The organism is Bradyrhizobium zhanjiangense (assembly GCF_004114935.1).
GTDB classification, from domain to species: Bacteria; Pseudomonadota; Alphaproteobacteria; order Rhizobiales; family Xanthobacteraceae; genus Bradyrhizobium; species Bradyrhizobium zhanjiangense.
Genome location: NZ_CP022221.1, coordinates 325,335 through 345,062 on the forward strand (window position 1 = coordinate 325,335; position 19,728 = coordinate 345,062).

The following is a 19,728-nucleotide window of genomic DNA, read 5'->3' on the forward strand; positions in this document are numbered from 1 at the left end:
TGCAAATGAGCGATTTCAACCACTTGGGTTGGGGATGGTGCCCAGGAAAGGACTCGAACCTTCACGGCCGTTAAGCCACTGGCACCTGAAGCCAGCGCGTCTACCAATTCCACCACCTGGGCATGCCGTTTGGGGCACGGAGGCGGTTACTACGGTTCGGTGACGCCGTTGTCAATTCATGCGTGAAGCCTGTTTCGGGATGCCGATTGCGCATCGCAAACCGGCCCGATACAAGCCTGACAACACGTTACCCACCTGCAGGAACCGACCCCCATGGCATCGAATCTGGACACGCTCGTCACGATTTTCGGCGGATCGGGGTTTTTGGGCCGGAATGTCGTCCGCGCCCTGTGCAAGCGCGATTACCGGATCCGGGTCGCGGTGCGGCGGCCGGAACTGGCCGGATACCTCCAGCCCTCCGGCAAGGTTGGGCAGGTCCACACCGTGCAGGCGAACCTGCGCTATCCGGCCTCGGTCGAGGCGGCGCTGCGTGATTCGCATGTCGTGATCAACCTCGTGGGCGTCCTCACCGAGGGCGGCCAGCAGACCTTTGACGCCGTCCAGGCCAAGGGTGCCGAAACCGTCGCCAAGGCGGCGGCGGCCGCCGGCGCCAGCCTGGTGCATGTCTCCGCCATCGGCGCCGACGCCAAATCGCCCTCGCGCTACGCCAAGGCCAAGGCGGCCGGGGAGGAGGCGGTAAGGGCAGCCGTGCCGTCGGCGACGATCTTCCGTCCCTCCCTGATGTTCGGGCCCGAGGACCAGTTCACCAACCGCTTTGCCGCGCTGGCCCGGATTTCGCCGGTGCTGCCGCTGATCGGCGGCGAGACCAAGGTACAGCCGGTCTATGTCGCCGACGTCGCCACTGCGATCGCCGACGCCGTCGACGGCAAGGCCAAGGCGGGCGCGACCTACGAGCTCGGCGGGCCGGACGTGCTGACCATGCGCGCGATCATCGAGGCCATCCTCGCAATCACCAATCGCGAGCGGATGCTGATCCCGCTGCCGTTCGGGCTCGCCCGCTTCAAGGCTAACTTCCTGCAGTTCGCGCCGGGCGCGCTGAAGCTGACGCCGGACCAGGTCACGATGCTCGAGCTCGACAATGTCGTGTCGGATGCGGCGAAGGCGGCGGGCCTGACGCTGGAAGGGCTCGGCATCACCCCCGATTCGCTCGACACCATTGCCCCGCAATATCTCTGGCGCTTCCGCGCGGCGGGCCAGTTTCAGCGCAAGAGCGCGTGAGGTTGACACCTCTCCCGCTTGCGGGAGAGGTCGCCGCGAAGCGGCGGGTGAGGGCTTTCTCGTCATCGGGATCTTTCTGTGGAGACACCCTCTCCCCGACCCTCCCCCGCAAGCGGGGGAGCGAGCGCACCGCCGGTGCGGATACACCTCAAAACTTCAGCTTCTTGAACACCGCTTCGGGCAGCGTCTTGATGATCAGCATCACCAGGCGCCACTTGCCGCTGACATAGACGACGTCGGTTTTGCTCTCGACGGCCTGAAGGATCGCATCGCCGACCACCGGCGCTTCGACTGTGAGCGGGGCGATCAGCTTCATGCCTTCCGTCATCTTGGTGCGGACGAAGCCGGGCTTGACGGTGACGACGTGCACGCCACCGCGGCTGGCGCGGGCACGCAGGCCCGACAGGAACGCGGAGAAGCCGGCCTTGGCCGAACCATAGACATAGTTCGAGGCGCGGCCGCGATCGCCGGCAACGGACGACACGCCGACGATCGTGCCATTGCCGCGGCCTAAAAACTTTTCGGCGAACAGGCCGAGGATCAGCGACGGGCCTTCGTAGTTGGAGCGCATGATCATGGTGGCGTGGGCGAGATCGCTCTCGGCCTTCTCCTGCACGCCGAGCAGGCCGACGATCGAGACAACGACGTCAGGCAATGCCGGCAGGCCGCCGACAAAGCTCTCGAACGACGCAGTGTCGAGCACATCGAATCTGTAAAGGCCGACCTCGATGTTGTAGCGCGCGCGCAGATCGGCGGCATCAGGCTCCAGCACGGCAACGTCGCGGCCGGCGAGGCCGACATCGTATCCCGCTTTGGCAAAGGCGCGCGCGGCGGCGCGGCCGATATCGGAGGAGCCACCCAGCACCAATACGGACTTGCGTGACGTCACGGCCTAGACCTCATCAAACAGGCGTTGTGAAAGTTTCGAGCGGATGGTCCCGGCGGGATCGAGCGATTTGCGGATCGCATTGAAGCGCTGCAAGGCCGGATAGCCGGCGGCGAACGTCGCGCGCGACTGACGCGCATCCTTGGCGAGATACAGCCGGCCGCCGGCAGCGACGACCAGGCGATCGATCTCGTCGAGGAAATTCAGGATGTCGCCCCTCAGCGGGAAATCCAGCGCCAGCGTGTAGCCGGGCAGCGGAAACGACAGGATGCCGTCGCCCTGCCCGAGCTTCTTGAGCACGGCGAGGAAGGAGGCATCGCCGCGACGTGCGACGCGCTCGAGGATGTCGCCGAGCACCGCGCGCGCCCCCTGCTCCGGGATCACGCATTGATGCTGGAGGAAGCCGCGCTTGCCATAGATGCGATTCCAGTCTTTGAGGCTGTCGAGCGGAAAGAAATACGGATAGAGCGAGACCACCTGGCTGCCGCCGGTGCGCCGCGCACCCATGCGGTAATACAGCTCGTTGAAGGCGCGGATGCTGATGCGGTTCAGCGTCATCGAGGGCAGATCGACGGGCACGCGGAGGCCGGGATCTTTGCCGATGGGAAATGCAGCGGCGCCAGCGGCGAGCTCGTCTTTGCCGGCGTGCTCGCCGAGATAAATCAGCGCGCGGCCGAGATCCTTGCCGCGCGCAACACAATCGATCCAGGCCACCGAATAGGTCGCGGAATCGCTCGCATCGAGCGCGCGCATCGCCGCATCGAGGTCGGATGCGGAGATCACCCGTTCGCGGATCCATCCCGTTTTGGCCGGACGCAACCGCATCGTCGCCTCGAGGATGATTCCGGTCAGGCCCATGCCGCCGATAGTCGCAAAGAACGCATCGGAGTTCTGCTCGCGCGAGGCTTCGATCACCTCGCCCTGTCCGGTTCGCAGCAAAATACTCTCGACATAGCGGCCGAAGCCGCCCTCGCAATGATGGTTCTTGCCATGCACGTCGGCCGCAATCGCGCCGCCGATTGACACGAAGCGCGTGCCGGGAACGACGAAGGGCAGGAAGCCGCGCGGGCCGAAGGTCTCGATCAGGTCCGACAGCAGCACGCCGGCCTCGAGGCGGATGCGTCCGGTCGCCGGGTCGAACCACCTGACCCGGTCGAACCCCGTCATCGCGACGGTCCTGGCGGCGCCGATCGCGGCATCGCCATAGGCGCGGCCATTGCCGCGCGCGACAGTGCCGGCCGAGATAGCCTCGCCGACCGCCGCGAACGAGCGCGGCCGCAGCACATCGCTATCGACGACCGGGAAGCGCCCCCAGCCGCTGACGAGGGTCATGGTTCAGCTCCTGTACCGGGGCTCCGCCCGGCGTTGGAAACTGACTACCGATCAAAAGCTTATTTTGCGTTGAAAACGCTCTTCCAGCCATCGCGGCGTAGCCCGGATGGAGCTGGCGGATCGGCGCAAAGCGCCGACCGATGGCGCAATCCGGGATCGTGCAGCAAGCGACGCCGGCCCCGGATTACGCTAGCGCTCCATCCGGGCTACAGCCAGGCGCTTTAGTGCCCCAGCGCCAGCGCGATCAGGCCGAGCGTGCCGACGATGACGCGCCACCAGGCGAACAGCATGAAACCGTGCCGAGTGACGTAGGTCAAAAACGTCTTGACCACGATGATCGCGGTGATGAACGACACCACGAAGCCGATCGTGACGATGTTCATGTGATCCATCGTCATCTCGGAGCGGTTCTTGTAGAAATCGTAGGCGAACGCGCCGATCATGGTGGGGATGGCGAGGAAGAACGAGAACTCCGCCGCCGCGCGCTTGTCCGCGCCGAGCAGCATGGCGGCCACGATGCTGGCGCCGGAGCGCGACACGCCCGGGATCATCGCCACGCACTGCGCGATGCCGATATAGAGATACATCAACAGCGGAAACTTGGTGGCCTCATACTCGCGCGGCTTGAGCTCGAGCCTGTCGACCCAGAGCAGGATGGCGCCGCCGACGATCAGCGTAAAGCACACGACCCACGGATTGAACAGCATGAGCTTGATGTACTTGCCGGCGACGAGGCCGACGATCACGGCTGGCAGGAACGCCACCAGCACGCCGATCACGAAGCGGCGCGCATAGGCATCGCCCGTGAACAGGCCAATCGCGACGTCCCAGAGCTTCTTGAAGTAGAGCCCGACGATCGCGAGGATCGCACCCAGCTGGATCAGAACCGTAAACGAATCCCAGAAGGCTCCTTCGCCGAGGTGGAAGAAGCGCTCGGCAAGCAAGAGGTGGCCGGTCGAGGACACGGGAAGGAACTCGGTCACACCCTCGATGATGCCGAGGATCACTGCCCGTATTGCATCTGACATATTTACGGTCCATTTCGGCTGGAAAAGCGGGGCTCTTCTCGCCTATTCGCCCCCATGCCGCAATCGCAAAATGCGACATCACGCCCTTGCTTCGCGGTTTTGAGGAACTAGTGTGGCGCCGCACAAACATTGATGGATTCTTAAGCACCATCAAATAGTCAAAGGCTTCATGTTTACGCTGTTTCATCATCCGTTCTGCCCGCATTCACGCTTCATCCGCCTGATCGCGGGCGAATACGGGCTCGACCTGAAGCTGGTCGAAGAGCGCAGCTGGGAGCGGCGCGAGGCGTTTCTGCTGCTCAATGCGGCCGGCACGACGCCGGTTCTGGTGGACGATGAGCAGCCGCCCATACCGGGCGCGGCGATCATCGCCGAATATGTCGACGAGGCCCATGGCGCCGAGATGGGACCCAAGCGCCTGATGCCGCAAACGATCGGCGAGCGGGTCGAGGTGCGCCGGCTGATGGCCTGGTTCAACGAAAAATTCTTCGAGGAGGTCTCGCACCCTCTCGTCACCGAGCGCATCTACAAGCGGTTCATGAGCGAGGAGGACGGCGGCGGCCCGCCTTCGGCCGACGTGATGCGCGCCGCCAAGGCCAACGTGCGCTATCATCTGGCCTATATCGGCTGGCTGGCGCAGACGCGTAACTTCCTCGCGGGTGATCGGCTCACCTACGCGGATCTCGCCGCCGCGGCGCATCTCTCGGCGATCGACTATCTAGGCGACGTGCCATGGAGCGAGGACGACGCAGCAAAGGCGTGGTACGCACGGGTGAAGTCCCGCCCGTCGTTCCGTCCGCTGCTCAGCGAATGGCTGGCCGGCGTACCGGCGTCCCGGACTTACGTGGACCTGGATTTCTGAGCTCCGATCCGGCTGAACTGAAGACGGCGCTTGCGCGCGAAGCCCGCGCGCTCGGCTTCGACTGCATCGGCATCACCGCACCGGGCACGATCGAGAGCGCCGGAAAATATTTTCTCGAATTCATCGCATCCGGCGGCCATGGCGACATGGACTGGCTGGCCGCAAGCCCTGAGCGCCGCGTCGATCCGCGCGGGCTGTGGCAGGACGTACGCTCGGTGATCATGCTCGGCGTCAATTACGGCCCCGACCAGGATCCACTGGTGATCCTGAAGCAGCGCACGCGTGCGGCGATCTCGGTCTATGCGCAGGGCGATGACTATCACGACCTCATCAAGAAGCGGCTGAAGGCGCTGGCGCGCTGGCTGGTCGCGACCGCGCCGTCCGACGTGAAGGTGTTCGTCGACACCGCGGCGGTGATGGAGAAACCCTTGGCGCAAGCCGCGCATCTGGGCTGGCAGGGCAAGCATACCAATCTCGTCTCGCGCGCGTTCGGCTCCTGGCTGTTCCTCGGCGCGATCTACACCACGCTGGAGCTGCCGCGCGACGATGCGGAGATCGACCATTGCGGCTCGTGCCGCGCCTGTCTCGACATCTGCCCGACTGCCGCGTTTCCCGCGCCCTACAAGCTCGATGCGCGGCGCTGCATCTCGTATCTCACCATCGAGAACAAGGGGCCGATCCCGCACGAATTTCGCAAGAGCATCGGCAATCGCATCTATGGCTGCGATGATTGCCTTGCCGCCTGCCCCTGGAACAAGTTCGCGCAGGAGGGCCGCGAGACCAAGCTCGCCGCGCGCGATGAATTGCGCGCACCCGGTCTCGCTGAACTGGCACGGCTCGACGACGCGGCGTTTCGCGCGCTGTTCACGAAGTCGCCGATCAAGCGCATCGGCCGCGATCGTTTTGTGCGGAACGTGCTGATCGCGATCGGCAATTCCGGGGAGGGGGCCCTGGCTGCGGAGGCGCGGCGATTGCTGGAGGATGCGAGCCCGCTGGTGCGCGGGGCCGCGGTGTGGGCGTTGGGGCAGTTAATGTCGGAGGAGGAGCTTGCGGCGATGAAGAGCGCTGCGATGGATGGAGAGTCTGACGAGAGCGTGCGTGAGGAGTGGCGCATCGCCTCCTGAAATTTTCCTCATCCGCGACTCACATCTGAACCAGCGTCAGTGCCACATCCTCCGTCATTGCGAGCGCAGCGAAGCAATCCAGAATCTTTCCGCAGAGGCAGTCTGGATTGCTTCGTCGCAAGAGCTCCTCGCAATGACGCGAGCGCGAGCGCCGTTCGGCACCCTGTACGATCTTGATTTCCAAGCGCGTTTCTTCAATCTCGCGCGTCATGACAAACATGCCTTTCTTCACCCGCGACGGCGACACATTCCATCCGACGGAAGTCGCCAACGGTCCATGGGACCCGAAATCGCTGCACGGGCGCGTCATCATCGGCCTGCTCGGTTTCGCCATCGAGGAGCGCTATTCCGGCCCCGAATTCGTGCCGGCACGACTCACCGTCGACATGTTTCGGCTGCCGACCATCGACAAGCCGATCGAAGTGACGACGCGGCTCGTGCGCGACGGCTTGCGCATCCGCGTGTTGGAAGCGGAGTTCGTCTCCGGCGGAGTCAGCATGGCGCGCGCCTCGTGCCAGCTGTTGCGGCGGACGCAGAATCCGGAAGGTAACGTCTGGTCGCCGCCGAACTGGGACGTGCCGAAGCCGGCCGACATTCTAAAGCCGACCGATCCCAGGCTCGGCATGAACGGCAAATGGACGACGCGGCCGATCATCGGCCATATGGGCTCGCTCGGACCGCGCCGGCTCTGGATGAGCGAGGTGCGCGAGCTCGTTGCGGGCGTGCCGATGACGCCGTTCGTCCATGTCGCTGTTGGTGCCGATTTCGCCAGCCCGTTTGCGAACGCCGGCGACAAGGGGCTCGGCTACATCAACAGCGACGTCACGATCTATCTGCATCGCCTGCCGGTCACGAAGTGGATCGGCTTCGAGGTGGTGAACCACCACGCCACCGACGGCGTCGCGATCGGCGAATGCTGGCTCTATGACGAACAGGGCCCGATCGGCACCGCAACGGTCGCGGCGCTGGCCCAGCGCAAGCCGATGGTGAAAGCGCCGCCGCCGTAACCACGCTGCCATTCCGGTGCATCGACCGCGATGAACCCGGAATCTCGCTCAACCATCTCTGGATTCTCTGGTGCGCAATTGCGCACCGTAGTTCGCGCTCCGCGTGCCCCGGAATGACGGCTAGACGAGATGCCGCCGCATCTCGGGGCGCGCCTTCAGCTCGGCGCCCTGCTTGGCGACGATCTTCGCGATGCGCTCGGGTGCGAACTTCAAATCGACGAACGCCGGCGCGGTATTGGCGACCTCGTGATAGCTGGCGATCTTGCCGCCCGTCAGCGTCATGATCGCCACGCCCTCGAACATCGCCCGCGCGCCGTTCGCCTCCGGCAGGGTCGATTTGTAGCTGAACGTGTAGCGCGCATAGAGCGTGGTGCCGTCCGATACGGGATTGTGCATGTCCCAACGGAAATCGGTTGCCGTGCGATAGAACCAGTCATCGATCATTTCGGCGATCTTGGCGCGACCGGCGAAGGCACCGTAGAAGACGTCGTGATAGACGCCGTCCTCGGTGAACAGCTCAGCAAAGGCACGGCCGTTGCGCTGCTCGACCGCATCGCAGAAGGTGCGCAGCATGGCGGTGGTGGTGGTCATTGTGTTGCCTCCCGGTGCTTCTTATTGTGCCCTCTCCCCTTGCGGGAGAGGGCAGCTCCGCTCGTTGATACGCATTCGCTTGGGTGAGGGGTCTGTCTCGGCGAACACGTCTATTCGAGTTCGCGGAAACCACCCCTCATCCGGCGCTTCGCGCCACCTTCTCCCGCAAGGGGAGAAGGAAGAGAGACACTTCACTCGATCTCCGCCACCGCGGCAAGAATGCGCGCGATGTCCTGCGGGCGGGAAAGGCGGTGATCGCCGTCCTGGATCATGGTCAGCACGACGTCGTCGGCCGGCAGGCGATGCGTCAGCGCGAAGGCGTGCTGCCACGGCACATCGGGATCTTTCGCCCCTTGCAGAATGCGGACGGGGCAGCCGAGATCGATGGCGCTGCCAAGCACGAGGTGATTGCGCCCCTCCTCGATCAGGTTTCGCGTGATCGGATAGGGCGAGCCGTCGCCATAGTCCGACGGCCGCATCCAGACGCCTTTGGTCTCGATCTCCTTCTTCACCGCGGGTGAGAAATTCTTCCACATCAGCGCCTCGGTGAAGTCGGGCGCCGGCGCGATCAGGACGAGACCGGCCAGCGAGGCCTTGGCTTGCTGTTGCTCTTGGCGCTTCTTGATCTCGCGTGCGAGCAGCAGCGCCATCCAGCCGCCCATGGAGGAGCCGATCAGGATTTGCGGACCGTCGCAGAAGCGCTCGAACACCGCGACGCTCTCCTCCAGCCAGCGCCCGATGGTTCCATCGGCGAACTCGCCGCCGGATTCGCCGTGACCGGAATAGTCGAACCGAACCACGGCGCGGCCGTGCTCTCTGGCCCAGGCGTCCAGCGCCAGTGCTTTGCCGCCCTGCATGTCCGATTTGAATCCACCGAGCCAGACCAGCCCGGGGCCCGTTCCGCCACGGCGGCGCACCGCGATCCTGCGCGCGGAAGGGCCCTCGCCGACATCAATGAAGTCGAGCACGGTATCGGGAATTGCATTGATCATGGAACGTTTACTCTGGCTGTGCGGTTTGAGCTGTTTGGTCGCGCCCCGCAGCTCAATTCGGTGTCGGCATTGGCCCTTTGGGACGCTTGCGGAACAGAAGCAAGGTGTCTATGTCGTCTGCGTGCCAACGGGCGTGACCAAAATGCCTCGCATTTGAGGGTTTTTCGCGTCTCGCACGAGCGACTTGCTTGCCGGCAAACGCATCTTCCTTCAAAATGGCCGCTTCCTTCACAACTTTGGAGAACCACCCATTCGCCGTCCTAATAAAGCTCCGCCCGCTGCCAGCAAAGACGGGCCCCGCATCAATGATGATATCCGCAATGCGCAGATCCAGCTGATCGATCAGACCGGTGAGAACAAAGGCACGGTCGAGACCGTCGTCGCCATCCGGATGGCCCAGGACGTGGGCATGGATCTGGTCGAGATTTCGCCGAATACCAGCCCTCCCGTCTGCAAGATCATGGACTACGGGAAGTACAAGTATTCCGCTCAGAAGAAAGCCGCCGAAGCCCGCAAGCGACAGAAGACCGTCGAGATCAAGGAGATCAAGCTCCGCCCGATGATCGACGATCACGATTACGACGTGAAGATGCGCGCGATGCAGCGGTTCTTCGAAGAGGGCGACAAGGTCAAGATCACGCTGCGCTATCGTGGTCGCGAAATGGCGCACCAGGAGATCGGCACCAAGCTTCTGGACAAGATCAAGACCGACGTCGCCGAGCTCGCCAAGGTCGAGCAGGACGCAAGGTTCGAGGGCCGCCAGGTCGTCATGGTGCTGGCGCCGCGCTAACGGCTGGCTTGTTAGGATTGAGAGTTCAACGGCCCGTCCGGATCTCCGGCGGGCCGTTTTGTTTTGGTCGAGGTGCAAGCCGCGAGCGCTGCTGCAACCTCTCCCGCTTGCGTGAGAGGGAGCACATCGAACGCTTGGCGCCTACGTCCTTGTCGCCTGCCAGGTGCCGCTGCACTGGTCGCCTGAGATGATGCCTCTCCACGAGCCGGCGCCGTTGATGCCGGCGAGCCGGCCGCCGCCGCTGGCGTGGGAGGCGCCGACCGAGACCTGGACCGCCACAGTGCCCCCGCGATTGACCTTGCCCGACACCAGTCCGCCGCCGGCAGACGACACCCGGCTGCCGGTGACGGTGAAGGGAACGCTGTAGCCGGAGCTGCAATTGCCCCTCGTGGTGGCGAAGGTGACGTTCCAGATGCCGTCATAGCCGCCGGCGCGGGCATCGGCAGTCGAAGGCATCATGGCGGCGGCAAGCACGGCGAGCAGCGCCAGGCGGCGCGGGCGGGCAAAGGTGGAAATCGATTGTGGGAAATCGGCCATTTTGGTCCTGCTCCGGAAATGAAGGCGTGGATATTGGGGGTGGCAACTCCAAATAGTCGGCGGGCAGGTTCCGGCGGTTCATCGTTGCCATTTGGCTCCCGCTCTGTCATAAGCCCAGCCTTCATCGCCCGGCTGATTAAGGGCTGCCGTGGCGATGTACCGTGCGGGTTTCGCGCTTGTTCGTAAAACCTGAGCACAATCAACGCTCTAACGAGCATTTTAGACGGCCAGCCGCCTTCACGGGCGGATTTCTGTTGCGGCCATAGGAGAGCCAAATGCCCAAGCTGAAGACCAAATCGGGCGCTAAAAAGCGCTTCAAGGTGACTGCCACCGGCAAAGTGATGCACGCCCAGCGCGGCAAGCGTCACGGCATGATCAAGCGGACGAAAAAGCAGATCCGTCAGCTCCGCGGCACCCGTGTGCTGTTCAAGACCGACGGCGACAACGTCAAGAAGTACTTCTTGCCGAACGCCTGATCGCGTCCACGATCACTGCCACCTCGCCCCGTTTACGCGCGGCGATCCGAAAACCAAGTCACCTCTGAAGGATTTCTGTCATGTCTCGCGTCAAACGCGGTGTGACCGCCCACGCCAAGCACAAGAAAGTCTACAAGGCCGCCAAGGGTTTCTACGGCCGCCGCAAGAACACCATCCGCGCCGCCAAGCCGGCCGTCGAGAAGGCCGCGCAGTACGCCTTCCGCGACCGCAAGCGTCGCAAGCGCACCTTCCGCGCGCTCTGGATCCAGCGTCTCAACGCCGCGGTGCGTCCGTTCGGCCTGACCTATAGCCGATTTATCGACGGCCTTGCCAAGTCGGGCATCACCGTGGACCGCAAGGTGCTGTCGGATCTCGCGATCCGCGAACCCGCCGCGTTCCAGGCGATCGCCGAGAAGGCCAAAGCCGCGCTGGCGGCGTAAGCCGTCTTCCACTGTGCTCTGCGCAGCGTTTAGCTTGTGATGGCCCGGGCAGCGGCGCGTCTTGGCGTTTGTCTTGGCGCTTCGACTGCCCCAGCCGTCATCTCTTGCGCAAACACACTTCTCCGACGTGGATGCCCGGCAGAGTGCCGGGTGTGACGGGCTAGGATCATCGGCTCAGCATCCTGGCCAAAAGGGATTGCCATGACCGATCTTGCTCAGCTCCAAGCCCAGATCACCGCCGACATCGCCGCCGCCACCGATGAGGCGGCGCTCGAATCCGTGCGCGTCGCGGCCCTCGGCAAGAAGGGCTCGATCTCAGCACTGCTCGCAACGCTCGGCAAGATGTCGCCGGACGAGCGCAAGACGCAGGGCGCCGCGATCAACCAGGCCAAGGACGAGGTTAGCCAAGCGCTCGCAGCAAAGCGCGACGTCTTGAAGTCGGCGGCGCTCGATGCGCGGCTTGCCGCCGAGACCATCGACGTCACCCTGCCCCTGCGCGATGCGGCGGCTGAAGCCGGCCGCATCCATCCGCTGAGCCAGGTCTGGGACGAGCTGACCACGATCTTCGCCGACATGGGCTTCTCGGTCGCCGAAGGTCCCGACATCGAGACCGAGGACTACAACTTCACCAAGCTGAACTTCCCGGAAGGCCATCCCGCGCGCGAGATGCACGACACCTTCTTCTTTCATCCGAAAGAAGACGGCTCGCGCATGCTGCTGCGGACCCACACCTCGCCGGTGCAGGTGCGCACCATGCTGAGCCAGAAGCCGCCGATCCGCGTGATCTGCCCGGGCCGCACCTACCGCATCGATTCGGACGCGACCCACACGCCGCAATTCCACCAGGTCGAAGGCCTCGTCATCGACAAGACCTCGCATCTCGGCCACCTCAAATGGATCCTGCATGAGTTCTGCAAGGCGTTCTTCGAGGTCGACCATATCAACATGCGCTTCCGCCCGTCGTTCTTCCCGTTCACCGAGCCGTCGCTGGAAGTCGACATCCAGTGCCGCCGCGACAAGGGCGAGATCCGCTTCGGCGAGGGCGAGGACTGGCTCGAGATTCTCGGCTGCGGCATGGTGCATCCCAACGTGCTGCGCGCCTGCGGCATCGATCCCGACGAGTACCAGGGCTTTGCCTGGGGCATGGGCATCGACCGCATCGCCATGCTGAAATACGGCATCGCCGATCTGCGCCAGCTGTTCGACAGCGACATCCGCTGGCTATCCCATTACGGCTTCAAGCCGCTGGAGGTACCGACGCTAGCGGGAGGATTGAGCACGTGATGGCGACGCTCGGACACAGGAAGACTCTCTCCGTTCCCTCCGTGGAGAGAACCCTCTCCCTACCCCTCCCCCGCAAGCGGGGGAGGAAACGGATGGAGCGTGCGCGTAGCCTTTGTCTCGTGGGTACGTATTCTGTGTCTGCTCGACAGGTCGAACTCCCTCCCCCGCTTGCGGGGGAGGGTTGGGGTGAGGGTTTCTCCGCAATGGGGCTGCCGATGGTTGATCCCAAGCATCCGGACTGGAAAGTGTCACCCAGACTGCGCGCCAATGCGCGCGCGCTCAGGCGCAACTCGACCGATGCAGAGCGAATCCTCTGGTCGGAGCTGCGCGGCAACCGGCTGAATGGCGCCAGCTTTCGCCGCCAAGTGCCGATCGAGAACTATATCGCCGATTTCATTTGCCATTCAGCGAACCTCGTCATCGAGCTCGACGGCGGCCAACACTTCTCGGACGAAGGCGAGCGCGCCGATGCGCGTCGCTCAGCTCTGATCGAAGCCAAGGGCTTCAAAGTGCTTCGCTTCAGCAATCTCGATGTCATGACCAATCGTGCCGGCGTTCTCGAAACAATCGCAACCACCGTTGCGGAGAGAGCCCCCACCCCAGCCCTCCCCCGCAAGCGGGAGAGGGAGCAGACCGTCCCTGCGGAGAAAAAACAGCCATGAAATTCACTCTCTCCTGGCTGAAGGATCATCTCGAGACCGACGAGTCACTCGACAAGCTCGCCGACAAGCTCACCATGATCGGGCTCGAGGTCGAGAACATCGAGGACAAGGCGAAGGCGCTCAAGCCCTTCACCATTGCGAAGGTGATCTCGGCCGAGCAGCATCCGAATGCGGATCGCCTGCGGGTCTGCATGGTCGACACCGGTGACGGCGGTGCGCCGGTGCAGGTCGTGTGCGGCGCGCCGAATGCGCGGGCCGGACTCGTCAGCGTGTTCTCGCCGCCCGGCACCTACATTCCCGGCAAGGACATCACGCTCGGTGTCGGCACCATCCGCGGCGTCGAGAGCCGCGGCATGCTGTGCTCGGCGGCCGAGCTGCAGATCTCCAACGACCATGACGGCATCATGGAGCTGCCGGCGAACGCGCCTGTTGGCGCTGCTTACGCCGAATGGGCCGGGCTCGGCGATCCCGTGGTCGAGATCAATCTGACGCCGAACCGGCAGGACTGCACCGGCGTGCACGGCATTGCGCGCGATCTTGCCGCCGCCGACATGGGCAAGTTCAAGGACCCCACGATCAAGCCGATCAAGGGTGAATTCCCCTGCCCCGTGAAAGTGACGGTCGAAGACGCCACGCTGTGCCCGGGCTTCGCGCTGCGCCTCGTGCGCGGCGTCAAGAACGGGCCGTCGCCGGAATGGCTGCAGAAGCGGCTGACCGCGATTGGGCTGCGCCCGATCAACGCGCTGGTCGACATCACCAATTTCATGACCTTCGATCGCGCGCGGCCACTGCATGTGTTCGACGCCAAGAAGGTGAAGGGCAACCTCGTCGTGCGCCGCGCCCGCGAGGGCGAGACGCTGCTCGCGCTCGACGGCCGCACCTACAATCTCGATCCCGCGATCTGCGTGATCGCGGATGAGCACGGCGTCGAATCGCTCGCCGGCATCATGGGTGGCGAAGCTTCCGGCTGCGACGAGAACACCACCGACGTGCTGATCGAATCGGCGCTGTGGAACGAGATCAACATCGCCCAGACCGGCCGCAAGCTCGGCATCAATTCCGATGCGCGCTACCGCTTCGAGCGCGGCGTCGATCCCGCCTTCATGGTGCCGGGGCTCGAGCTCGCGACCAAGCTGGTGATGGAGATGTGCGGCGGCACGCCGTCGGAGACTGCCGTGGTCGGCAAGGCCTTCGGCGACGATCGCGTGATCGATTTCCCGGTCACCGAGGTCAAGCGTCTCTCCGGCATCGAAGTGCCGCAAGCAGAGATGAAGCGCATCCTGACCCATCTCGGTTTCATGATGGCGGGCCCGGGCCCGGTGGTGAAGGTCGCAGTCCCCCCCTGGCGCACCGACGTGCACGGGAAGGCCGACATCGTAGAAGAGATCGTCCGCATCTTCGGCGTCGACAAGGTGCCGGAAACACCGTTCGAGCGCGGCGAGGACGGGCGCAAGCCGGTACTGACTCCGCTTCAGCTCCGCACCCGCCGCGCGCGGCGCGCGCTGGCAAGCCGCGGCATGGTCGAGTCGGTGACCTGGTCGTTCATCGCAAAACCTGCGGCAAAATTGTTCGGCGGCGGTCAGCGCGAGCTCGAAGTCGCCAACCCGATCGCGTCGGACCTGTCCGACATGCGCCCGACCCTTTTGGCGGGCCTGATCGCCGCGGCGCAGGCCAATGCCGATCGTGGCTTTGGCGATGTCGCACTGTTCGAGGTCGGGCAGCTGTTCAGGGGTGACCGCCCGCAGGATCAGTTCATGGCGGCGAGCGGCGTGCGCCGCGGCGTTGCTTCTTCGGAAGGTCTGGGACGGCACTGGTCCGGTTCGGCGCAGGCTGACGTTTTCGATGCCAAGGCGGACGCGCTGGCGGTGCTCGCCGCTGCGGGCGCGCCGATGCAGGCGCTTCAGATCGTCGCCGGTGGTCCCGGCTGGCTGCATCCGGGACGCTCGGGCACGATCCAGATCGGTCCGCAGAACGTGCTCGGCTATTTCGGCGAGATGCACCCGCGCGCGCTCGAGTCGCTCGGCGCCGACGGCCCGTTGATGGCGTTCGAGGTGATTCTCGACCGCATCCCCGAGGCGAAGAAGAAGCCGACCCGTGCCAAGCCTGTGATCGAGCTGTCGGCGTTCCAGCCGGTCTCGCGCGACTTCGCCTTCATCGTCGATCGTACCATCAAGGCCGGTGACATCGTGCGCGCCGCGCAAGGCGTCGACAAGAAGCTGATCACCGGCGTCAATGTCTTCGACGTCTACGAGGGCAAGGGCATCGACGACGGCAAGAAGTCGATCGCGATCGCGGTGACCATCCAGCCGCGCGAGAAGACGCTGACCGACCAGGAGATTGAGGCTGTGGCCGCGAAGGTCGTTGCCGAGGTGACGAAGAAGACCGGTGGCACCTTGCGGGGATGAGTCTCACCGACTTTCTTCCCATGGACGTCAGCCTCACCATTGCGATGGCGCTCTGCGCCGTCGCTTTCGTTTCGGGCACCGCCCGCGGCTTCTCCGGCTTCGGCTCGGCGCTGATCTTCATGCCGCTGGCGAGCAGCATCGCGGCGCCGCGGCTCGTGGCTGCACTGCTGCTCGTGATCGATTTCGTCGCGGCCGCGCCGCTCCTGCCCGACGCCTGGCGCAAGGCGGACCGCAAGGCCACTGCCGTGATCGTGCTGGGCGCGCTGACCGGCGTGCCCCTTGGCACCTATTTCCTCAGCGTGCTCGAGCCCGTCACCACACGCTGGATCATCTCCTGCTTCGTCGCTGCACTGCTGCTCCTGCTGCTGTCGGGCTGGCGCTATCGCGGCAAGGACCACGCCTGGCTCTCGGTCGGCATCGGCAGCCTCTCGGGATTCTGTAGCGGGCTGGCTCAGACCGGCGGCCCTCCGATCGTCGGCTACTGGCTCGGGCGCCCGATCGCGCCGCTCGTCGCGCGCGCCAACATCGTGCTGTTCTTCGGCGCGTCGGATTTCTTCTCGATGGTCAGTTACGCGACCACGGGTCTGATCTCGCGCGAGTCGCTCGTGCTTTCGCTGATCGTCGGCCCGGTCTACGCGCTCGGCGTCGCGTTCGGCGCCTCGCTGTTCGGCCGCGCCAGCGAAAAAGTGTTTCGCGGCATCTGCTACGCGCTGATCGCGATGGCGGTGATTGCGGGATTGCCGGTGCTGGATGGGGTGTTGCGTTGAACCATCCTCGCGTCGTCCTGGCGAAAGCCAGGACCCATTACCCCGGTCAGCATTTTTAGCCCGGGTTGGTGACCACTGGCCGTCGCCAAATCCCTCCCTGGGGTAATGGGTCCTGGATCTGCGCTCCGCCCTGGACAACGCTACGCGTTGCCAAGAGCTGCGCTTGTCCAGGACGACGACTGAATCAATTCCGCGGCGGCTTGGCCCTACGCTTCTTCGTCGACTGCGTCGGCACGTCCGCCGGCTCGTCCTTGAGCGCGCCGATCTTGCGCAAGGCGGCCTCCGCGGCGCGTTCGCCGCTTTCCCAGGCGCCGTCGACCGTGCCCCACAGCGTCTCATGCGTGGCTTCGCCGGCGAGGAACATGTTGCCGATCGGCTCCGCCAAAACCTTTCGCGAGAGCTGGCCGCCGGGCGAGGCCGCCGACATCGCGCCCATGACATAGGGCGAGGCATTCCAGCGCGTCGCGCTGGTCTTCTGCACGGCGGCCGCAGCCTCACTGCCGAACAGCTTGGTGATCCACTCCTTCGCGAAAGCCGTCATCGCCTTCTCGCCCTGCTCGGCGAGATCACGGCCGAACGAGCCGCCGACGTCGACCGAGCACAGCGAGGAGCCGCCGATATTGGCGAACATGCGGGCCGTGCGCGTCGAGTTGCTCTGCTCGATGAGGATGTCGTCGCGCGACAGGCCGAGCGGATTGCCCGGCAGTTGCAGCACGATGTGATCATAGCTGCCGAGGGTGAGCTTCGATGCCGCGTCTAACGTGCGTTTCGGAATGTCGGGCGCGAACTTGATCGCGCCTGAGGTCAGCACGTTGGTCGAGACCGTGATGATGGCGGCGCGGGCGGCGATCTTGCCGCTCGGGGTCTCCACGCCGACATCGCGATTGCTCCAGACGATCCGGCTCGCCGGCGTCGACAGCGCCACCGGCGCCTGCTCGCCGAGTTTCGCGATCAGCGTCCCCAGACCCTGGCGGCAGGCGATCGCGCCATTGCGGTCCTGCGCGCGGGTCTTGTCGATCGCCGAAAGCTCCTTCAGATCCTTGCCCGCAAAGCCCGCGCCCAGCATGAATTCGGCCGCGCCGGCCCAGTCGCCGAGATCCTTCGGCAGCACGGAGGCGCAGGAAGTATCCAGCTTGCCGCGCGCGGCGTCGTCGATGGCGCGGTTGGCGCGCACCAGCGCGGCCAGGAACTCCTCGGTCTCGCCGGCGCGCGCATTGCGGCGGCCAATGCGCATCTTCTGACCTGATGGCGCCGGCAGCACGTCGAGCCCGGCGCTGCGCGCCAGCCGGATCATCGGATTGGTCTCGGGATTGTGCATCCAGCGCGCGCCGCGGTCGAATGGCGTGCCGAAAGTCGTGCTGTCCGTGATGCAACGGCCGCCGATCTGGGCCGCCGCTTCCACCACCACAACCTTGCGGTTGGCAGCCATGATGCGCCGCGCTGCGGCAATTCCCGCAGTCCCCGCGCCGATCACGACGATGTCAGCCTCCCGCGGCGGGATCGCGGCGGTTGCGCGCAGCACCGGCACCGCAGCAAGAGCCGCGGACGCCGAAAGGAAACTGCGGCGCGTGATTGTCATGTCATGGTTTCCGGGGACTTGCGGCGAACGGGAACAGCCCGCGAACCTTGCCGCATCTGATGTTGCGCAGCAACCATCATGGTGAATCAACCGTGCTTGATCTCACAGAGTGATGAACCGAATTGCAACACGTTTCGACCATGATAGAGAAGGGAAAAAGACGGCCGGAAAAGGCCGTGGGGGGAGTTCGAAATGGGGACGGTCCTGGACTCAGTCGGCAAGCTGATTGCCGCGTACCTCTCGAAGGAGGTGCCGGGCTACGAGCCGTTCACGCCGAGCGACCCGGAGCACCTGCGCGGCGTCATCGAGCCCGGCGACGTGCTGCTGGTCGAGGGCAACAACCGCATCTCCGGCATCATCAAATATCTGACGCAGTCGACCTGGTCGCATGCTGCGCTCTATGTCGGTCCGATCGAGGGCGCGGAAGAGGCGGACGGCGAGCCGCATGTGCTGATCGAGGCCAATATCGGCGAGGGCGTCACCTCGGCGCCTTTGTCGAAATATTTCCCCTATCACACCCGCGTCTGCCGCCCGGTCGGGCTGTCCTATGAGGACCGCACCACCGTCTGCCGCTATGCGATCAACCGCATCGGATTCGGCTACGACACCAAGAACATCGTCGACCTCATGCGCTTCCTATTCCCGCTGCCGGTGCCACAGCGCTGGCGGCGGCGCATGATCGCGCTGGGATCGGGCGATCCGACCAAGATCATCTGCTCGGCGCTGATCGCGCAAGCGTTCGACGCGGTGCGCTACCCGATCCTGCCGAAGATCACCAAGGCCGGCAGCCGCGCCGCTCGCCGCGAGATCCTGCACATCCGCGATTCCTCGCTCTACATGCCCCGCGACTTCGACATCTCGCCCTATTTCGAAGTCGTCAAACCCACCATCGTGCACGGCTTCGACTACACGGCCTTGCACTGGGCCGACAAGCAGAAGCCGCTCGAGGAGGTGGCGGGCACATTCAGTGTGTTTCCAGAAACGCTCCGTGCGCCGCCGCTCGTTCCTGAAGCGATTGACGAAGAGACGCCGGCTGAGATTTCGGCTGAGGAAGTGAGCAAGCAACCTGCCGAGATGGCCGGCCATGTCCCGCTGCTGAAGAGGCTGGCGATGTATCGCCCAAGGCGGCGAGGCCGGGCAAGAGAGAGGGCGGCGTAGCTCCACTGTCGTCCCGGCGAAGGCCGGGACCCATTACCCCAGGGAGCAGTTTGGCGAAGACTCCTCGTTCGGTACGCCTACCGAACGCAATCGATAGATTCCGCGGTATGGGTCCTGGCTTTCGCCAGGACGACGCAAGAGGAGTTATCTCGCGTCCCTCTCCACAGTCATTGCGAGCGCAGCGAAGCAATCCAGGATCCCTAAGCAGAGACAGTCTGGATTGCTTCGTCGCAAGGGCTCCTCGCAATGACGGTGAGAGCCTACCGCTCCGCCCGTCCGATCACTGCCATCAGCTCCGCGATCTTCTCGCGCTGATCGGCCTTGTCGCCGCTGGCGATGGCGTGCTCGACGCAATGGGCGACGTGATCCTTCAGGATCTCCTCCTCGACCCGGCGCAGCGCGGCGCGCACCGCCGAGATCTGCGTGACGACGTCGATGCAGTAGCGGTCTTCCTCCACCATTTTCGAGAGGCCACGAACCTGGCCCTCGATCCGGCCGAGACGTTTTCCGACAGATGCCTTGATGTCCTTGCGCATGCGGCCTATATACCCCTACCGGGTATAGGTTGC

The 19,728-nt window shown here is 64.5% G+C and carries 21 protein-coding genes and 1 tRNA gene; 12 read left to right on the top strand and 10 right to left on the bottom strand.

Going from position 1 to position 19,728, the window contains the following annotated elements:
• Nucleotides 1-35: 35 nt before the first annotated feature.
• A tRNA-Leu gene (locus tag XH85_RS01540) sits at nt 36-122 on the bottom strand.
• Nucleotides 123-273: 151 nt separating this feature from the next.
• Between XH85_RS01540 and XH85_RS01545 the strand changes: the two genes are divergently transcribed.
• Nucleotides 274-1,239, top strand: coding sequence for a complex I NDUFA9 subunit family protein (locus XH85_RS01545; protein ID WP_128930447.1), 966 nt, complete (start codon nt 274-276; stop codon nt 1,237-1,239).
• Nucleotides 1,240-1,387: 148 nt separating this feature from the next.
• On the opposite strand, the gene XH85_RS01550 is transcribed toward XH85_RS01545, so the two are convergent.
• The 3 genes from XH85_RS01550 to XH85_RS01560 form a co-directional block, all read right to left on the bottom strand.
• Nucleotides 1,388-2,128: an SDR family oxidoreductase gene (locus tag XH85_RS01550; protein ID WP_128930448.1), complete on the bottom strand. Its 741-nt coding sequence runs from the start codon at nt 2,126-2,128 to the stop codon at nt 1,388-1,390.
• 3 nt (nt 2,129-2,131) lie between these two features.
• Nucleotides 2,132-3,457: an FAD-binding oxidoreductase gene (locus tag XH85_RS01555; RefSeq protein ID WP_128930449.1), complete on the bottom strand. Its 1,326-nt coding sequence runs from the start codon at nt 3,455-3,457 to the stop codon at nt 2,132-2,134.
• 221 nt (nt 3,458-3,678) lie between these two features.
• Nucleotides 3,679-4,485 (bottom strand): undecaprenyl-diphosphate phosphatase, encoded by an 807-nt coding sequence (locus XH85_RS01560; RefSeq protein ID WP_128930450.1) that lies wholly within the window; start codon nt 4,483-4,485, stop codon nt 3,679-3,681.
• A gap of 169 nt (nt 4,486-4,654) precedes the next feature.
• Between XH85_RS01560 and XH85_RS01565 the strand changes: the two genes are divergently transcribed.
• Both XH85_RS01565 and queG read left to right on the top strand, forming a co-directional pair.
• Complete coding sequence (locus XH85_RS01565) at nt 4,655-5,347, top strand: glutathione S-transferase family protein (RefSeq protein ID WP_128930451.1); 693 nt, start codon at nt 4,655-4,657, stop codon at nt 5,345-5,347.
• Nucleotides 5,296-6,471 carry a tRNA epoxyqueuosine(34) reductase QueG gene (queG, locus tag XH85_RS01570; RefSeq protein WP_128930452.1) on the top strand — a complete coding sequence of 392 codons (1,176 nt, stop codon included), beginning with the start codon at nt 5,296-5,298 and terminating at the stop codon, nt 6,469-6,471. The genes XH85_RS01565 and queG overlap by 52 nt, the downstream gene beginning before the upstream one ends.
• Nucleotides 6,472-6,490: 19 nt before the next feature.
• Here the strand turns inward: queG and XH85_RS01575 are convergent, their stop codons facing one another.
• Nucleotides 6,491-6,691, bottom strand: a complete 201-nt coding sequence (locus XH85_RS01575) for a hypothetical protein (RefSeq protein ID WP_128930453.1) — start codon at nt 6,689-6,691, stop codon at nt 6,491-6,493.
• On the opposite strand from XH85_RS01575, the gene XH85_RS01580 reads away from it, so the two are divergent.
• On the top strand, nt 6,681-7,478 hold the full coding sequence (locus XH85_RS01580) for an acyl-CoA thioesterase domain-containing protein (protein ID WP_128930454.1): 798 nt from the start codon (nt 6,681-6,683) through the stop codon (nt 7,476-7,478). The genes XH85_RS01575 and XH85_RS01580 overlap by 11 nt on opposite strands.
• Before the next feature lie 120 nt (nt 7,479-7,598).
• Here the strand turns inward: XH85_RS01580 and XH85_RS01585 are convergent, their stop codons facing one another.
• Together XH85_RS01585 and XH85_RS01590 are read right to left on the bottom strand one after the other, a co-directional pair.
• Nucleotides 7,599-8,069 carry a nuclear transport factor 2 family protein gene (locus XH85_RS01585; protein ID WP_128930455.1) on the bottom strand — a complete coding sequence of 157 codons (471 nt, stop codon included), beginning with the start codon at nt 8,067-8,069 and terminating at the stop codon, nt 7,599-7,601.
• A gap of 191 nt (nt 8,070-8,260) precedes the next feature.
• On the bottom strand, nt 8,261-9,061 hold the full coding sequence (locus XH85_RS01590) for an alpha/beta hydrolase (protein ID WP_128930456.1): 801 nt from the start codon (nt 9,059-9,061) through the stop codon (nt 8,261-8,263).
• Between the two features lie 250 nt (nt 9,062-9,311).
• On the opposite strand from XH85_RS01590, the gene infC reads away from it, so the two are divergent.
• A complete protein-coding gene (infC, locus tag XH85_RS01595) occupies nt 9,312-9,851 on the top strand; it encodes a translation initiation factor IF-3 (RefSeq protein WP_128937058.1) in 540 nt (179 codons plus the stop codon).
• A 141-nt stretch (nt 9,852-9,992) separates the two neighbouring features.
• Here the strand turns inward: infC and XH85_RS01600 are convergent, their stop codons facing one another.
• Nucleotides 9,993-10,388: a hypothetical protein gene (locus XH85_RS01600; RefSeq protein WP_128930457.1), complete on the bottom strand. Its 396-nt coding sequence runs from the start codon at nt 10,386-10,388 to the stop codon at nt 9,993-9,995.
• A gap of 275 nt (nt 10,389-10,663) precedes the next feature.
• Between XH85_RS01600 and rpmI the strand changes: the two genes are divergently transcribed.
• From rpmI to XH85_RS01630, 6 genes are all read left to right on the top strand, one after another.
• Nucleotides 10,664-10,864 (top strand): 50S ribosomal protein L35, encoded by a 201-nt coding sequence (rpmI, locus tag XH85_RS01605; protein ID WP_008539890.1) that lies wholly within the window; start codon nt 10,664-10,666, stop codon nt 10,862-10,864.
• 80 nt (nt 10,865-10,944) lie between these two features.
• The gene (gene rplT / locus XH85_RS01610) at nt 10,945-11,304 is read left to right on the top strand and encodes a 50S ribosomal protein L20 (protein WP_027528250.1); all 360 of its coding nucleotides are present in this window, start codon (nt 10,945-10,947) and stop codon (nt 11,302-11,304) included.
• 201 nt (nt 11,305-11,505) lie between these two features.
• Nucleotides 11,506-12,588, top strand: a complete 1,083-nt coding sequence (gene pheS, locus XH85_RS01615; protein WP_128930458.1) for a phenylalanine--tRNA ligase subunit alpha — start codon at nt 11,506-11,508, stop codon at nt 12,586-12,588.
• Nucleotides 12,589-12,803: 215 nt separating this feature from the next.
• Nucleotides 12,804-13,250, top strand: coding sequence for an endonuclease domain-containing protein (locus XH85_RS01620; RefSeq protein ID WP_245473351.1), 447 nt, complete (start codon nt 12,804-12,806; stop codon nt 13,248-13,250).
• Nucleotides 13,247-15,655, top strand: coding sequence for a phenylalanine--tRNA ligase subunit beta (gene pheT, locus XH85_RS01625; RefSeq protein ID WP_128930459.1), 2,409 nt, complete (start codon nt 13,247-13,249; stop codon nt 15,653-15,655). Before XH85_RS01620 ends, pheT begins: the two co-directional genes overlap by 4 nt.
• Complete coding sequence (locus XH85_RS01630; protein ID WP_128930460.1) at nt 15,652-16,422, top strand: sulfite exporter TauE/SafE family protein; 771 nt, start codon at nt 15,652-15,654, stop codon at nt 16,420-16,422. The genes pheT and XH85_RS01630 overlap by 4 nt, the downstream gene beginning before the upstream one ends.
• A 184-nt stretch (nt 16,423-16,606) precedes the next feature.
• Here XH85_RS01630 and XH85_RS01635 read toward each other — a convergent pair whose 3' ends face one another.
• Nucleotides 16,607-18,001 carry a flavin monoamine oxidase family protein gene (locus tag XH85_RS01635; RefSeq protein ID WP_128930461.1) on the bottom strand — a complete coding sequence of 465 codons (1,395 nt, stop codon included), beginning with the start codon at nt 17,999-18,001 and terminating at the stop codon, nt 16,607-16,609.
• A 192-nt stretch (nt 18,002-18,193) separates the two neighbouring features.
• On the opposite strand from XH85_RS01635, the gene XH85_RS01640 reads away from it, so the two are divergent.
• The gene (locus tag XH85_RS01640; RefSeq protein ID WP_128930462.1) at nt 18,194-19,159 is read left to right on the top strand and encodes a YiiX/YebB-like N1pC/P60 family cysteine hydrolase; all 966 of its coding nucleotides are present in this window, start codon (nt 18,194-18,196) and stop codon (nt 19,157-19,159) included.
• A 260-nt stretch (nt 19,160-19,419) separates the two neighbouring features.
• On the opposite strand, the gene XH85_RS01655 is transcribed toward XH85_RS01640, so the two are convergent.
• On the bottom strand, nt 19,420-19,695 hold the full coding sequence (locus tag XH85_RS01655; protein ID WP_128930464.1) for a metal-sensitive transcriptional regulator: 276 nt from the start codon (nt 19,693-19,695) through the stop codon (nt 19,420-19,422).
• Nucleotides 19,696-19,728: the final 33 nt, after the last annotated feature.

Coding starts and splice junctions, on each gene's coding strand:
- XH85_RS01575 (WP_128930453.1), bottom strand. CDS start 6,691: ATGTTTGTCATGACGCGCGAGATTGAAGAAACGCGCTTGGAAATCAAG.
- XH85_RS01585 (WP_128930455.1), bottom strand. CDS start 8,069: ATGACCACCACCACCGCCATGCTGCGCACCTTCTGCGATGCGGTCGAG.
- XH85_RS01560 (WP_128930450.1), bottom strand. CDS start 4,485: ATGTCAGATGCAATACGGGCAGTGATCCTCGGCATCATCGAGGGTGTG.
- XH85_RS01555 (WP_128930449.1), bottom strand. CDS start 3,457: ATGACCCTCGTCAGCGGCTGGGGGCGCTTCCCGGTCGTCGATAGCGAT.
- rpmI (WP_008539890.1), top strand. CDS start 10,664: ATGCCCAAGCTGAAGACCAAATCGGGCGCTAAAAAGCGCTTCAAGGTG.
- XH85_RS01590 (WP_128930456.1), bottom strand. CDS start 9,061: ATGATCAATGCAATTCCCGATACCGTGCTCGACTTCATTGATGTCGGC.
- XH85_RS01580 (WP_128930454.1), top strand. CDS start 6,681: ATGACAAACATGCCTTTCTTCACCCGCGACGGCGACACATTCCATCCG.
- pheS (WP_128930458.1), top strand. CDS start 11,506: ATGACCGATCTTGCTCAGCTCCAAGCCCAGATCACCGCCGACATCGCC.
- XH85_RS01620 (WP_245473351.1), top strand. CDS start 12,804: ATGGTTGATCCCAAGCATCCGGACTGGAAAGTGTCACCCAGACTGCGC.
- XH85_RS01655 (WP_128930464.1), bottom strand. CDS start 19,695: ATGCGCAAGGACATCAAGGCATCTGTCGGAAAACGTCTCGGCCGGATC.
- XH85_RS01545 (WP_128930447.1), top strand. CDS start 274: ATGGCATCGAATCTGGACACGCTCGTCACGATTTTCGGCGGATCGGGG.
- XH85_RS01635 (WP_128930461.1), bottom strand. CDS start 18,001: ATGACAATCACGCGCCGCAGTTTCCTTTCGGCGTCCGCGGCTCTTGCT.
- pheT (WP_128930459.1), top strand. CDS start 13,247: ATGAAATTCACTCTCTCCTGGCTGAAGGATCATCTCGAGACCGACGAG.
- rplT (WP_027528250.1), top strand. CDS start 10,945: ATGTCTCGCGTCAAACGCGGTGTGACCGCCCACGCCAAGCACAAGAAA.
- XH85_RS01630 (WP_128930460.1), top strand. CDS start 15,652: ATGAGTCTCACCGACTTTCTTCCCATGGACGTCAGCCTCACCATTGCG.
- XH85_RS01600 (WP_128930457.1), bottom strand. CDS start 10,388: ATGGCCGATTTCCCACAATCGATTTCCACCTTTGCCCGCCCGCGCCGC.
- XH85_RS01565 (WP_128930451.1), top strand. CDS start 4,655: ATGTTTACGCTGTTTCATCATCCGTTCTGCCCGCATTCACGCTTCATC.
- XH85_RS01640 (WP_128930462.1), top strand. CDS start 18,194: ATGGGGACGGTCCTGGACTCAGTCGGCAAGCTGATTGCCGCGTACCTC.
- queG (WP_128930452.1), top strand. CDS start 5,296: ATGGCTGGCCGGCGTACCGGCGTCCCGGACTTACGTGGACCTGGATTT.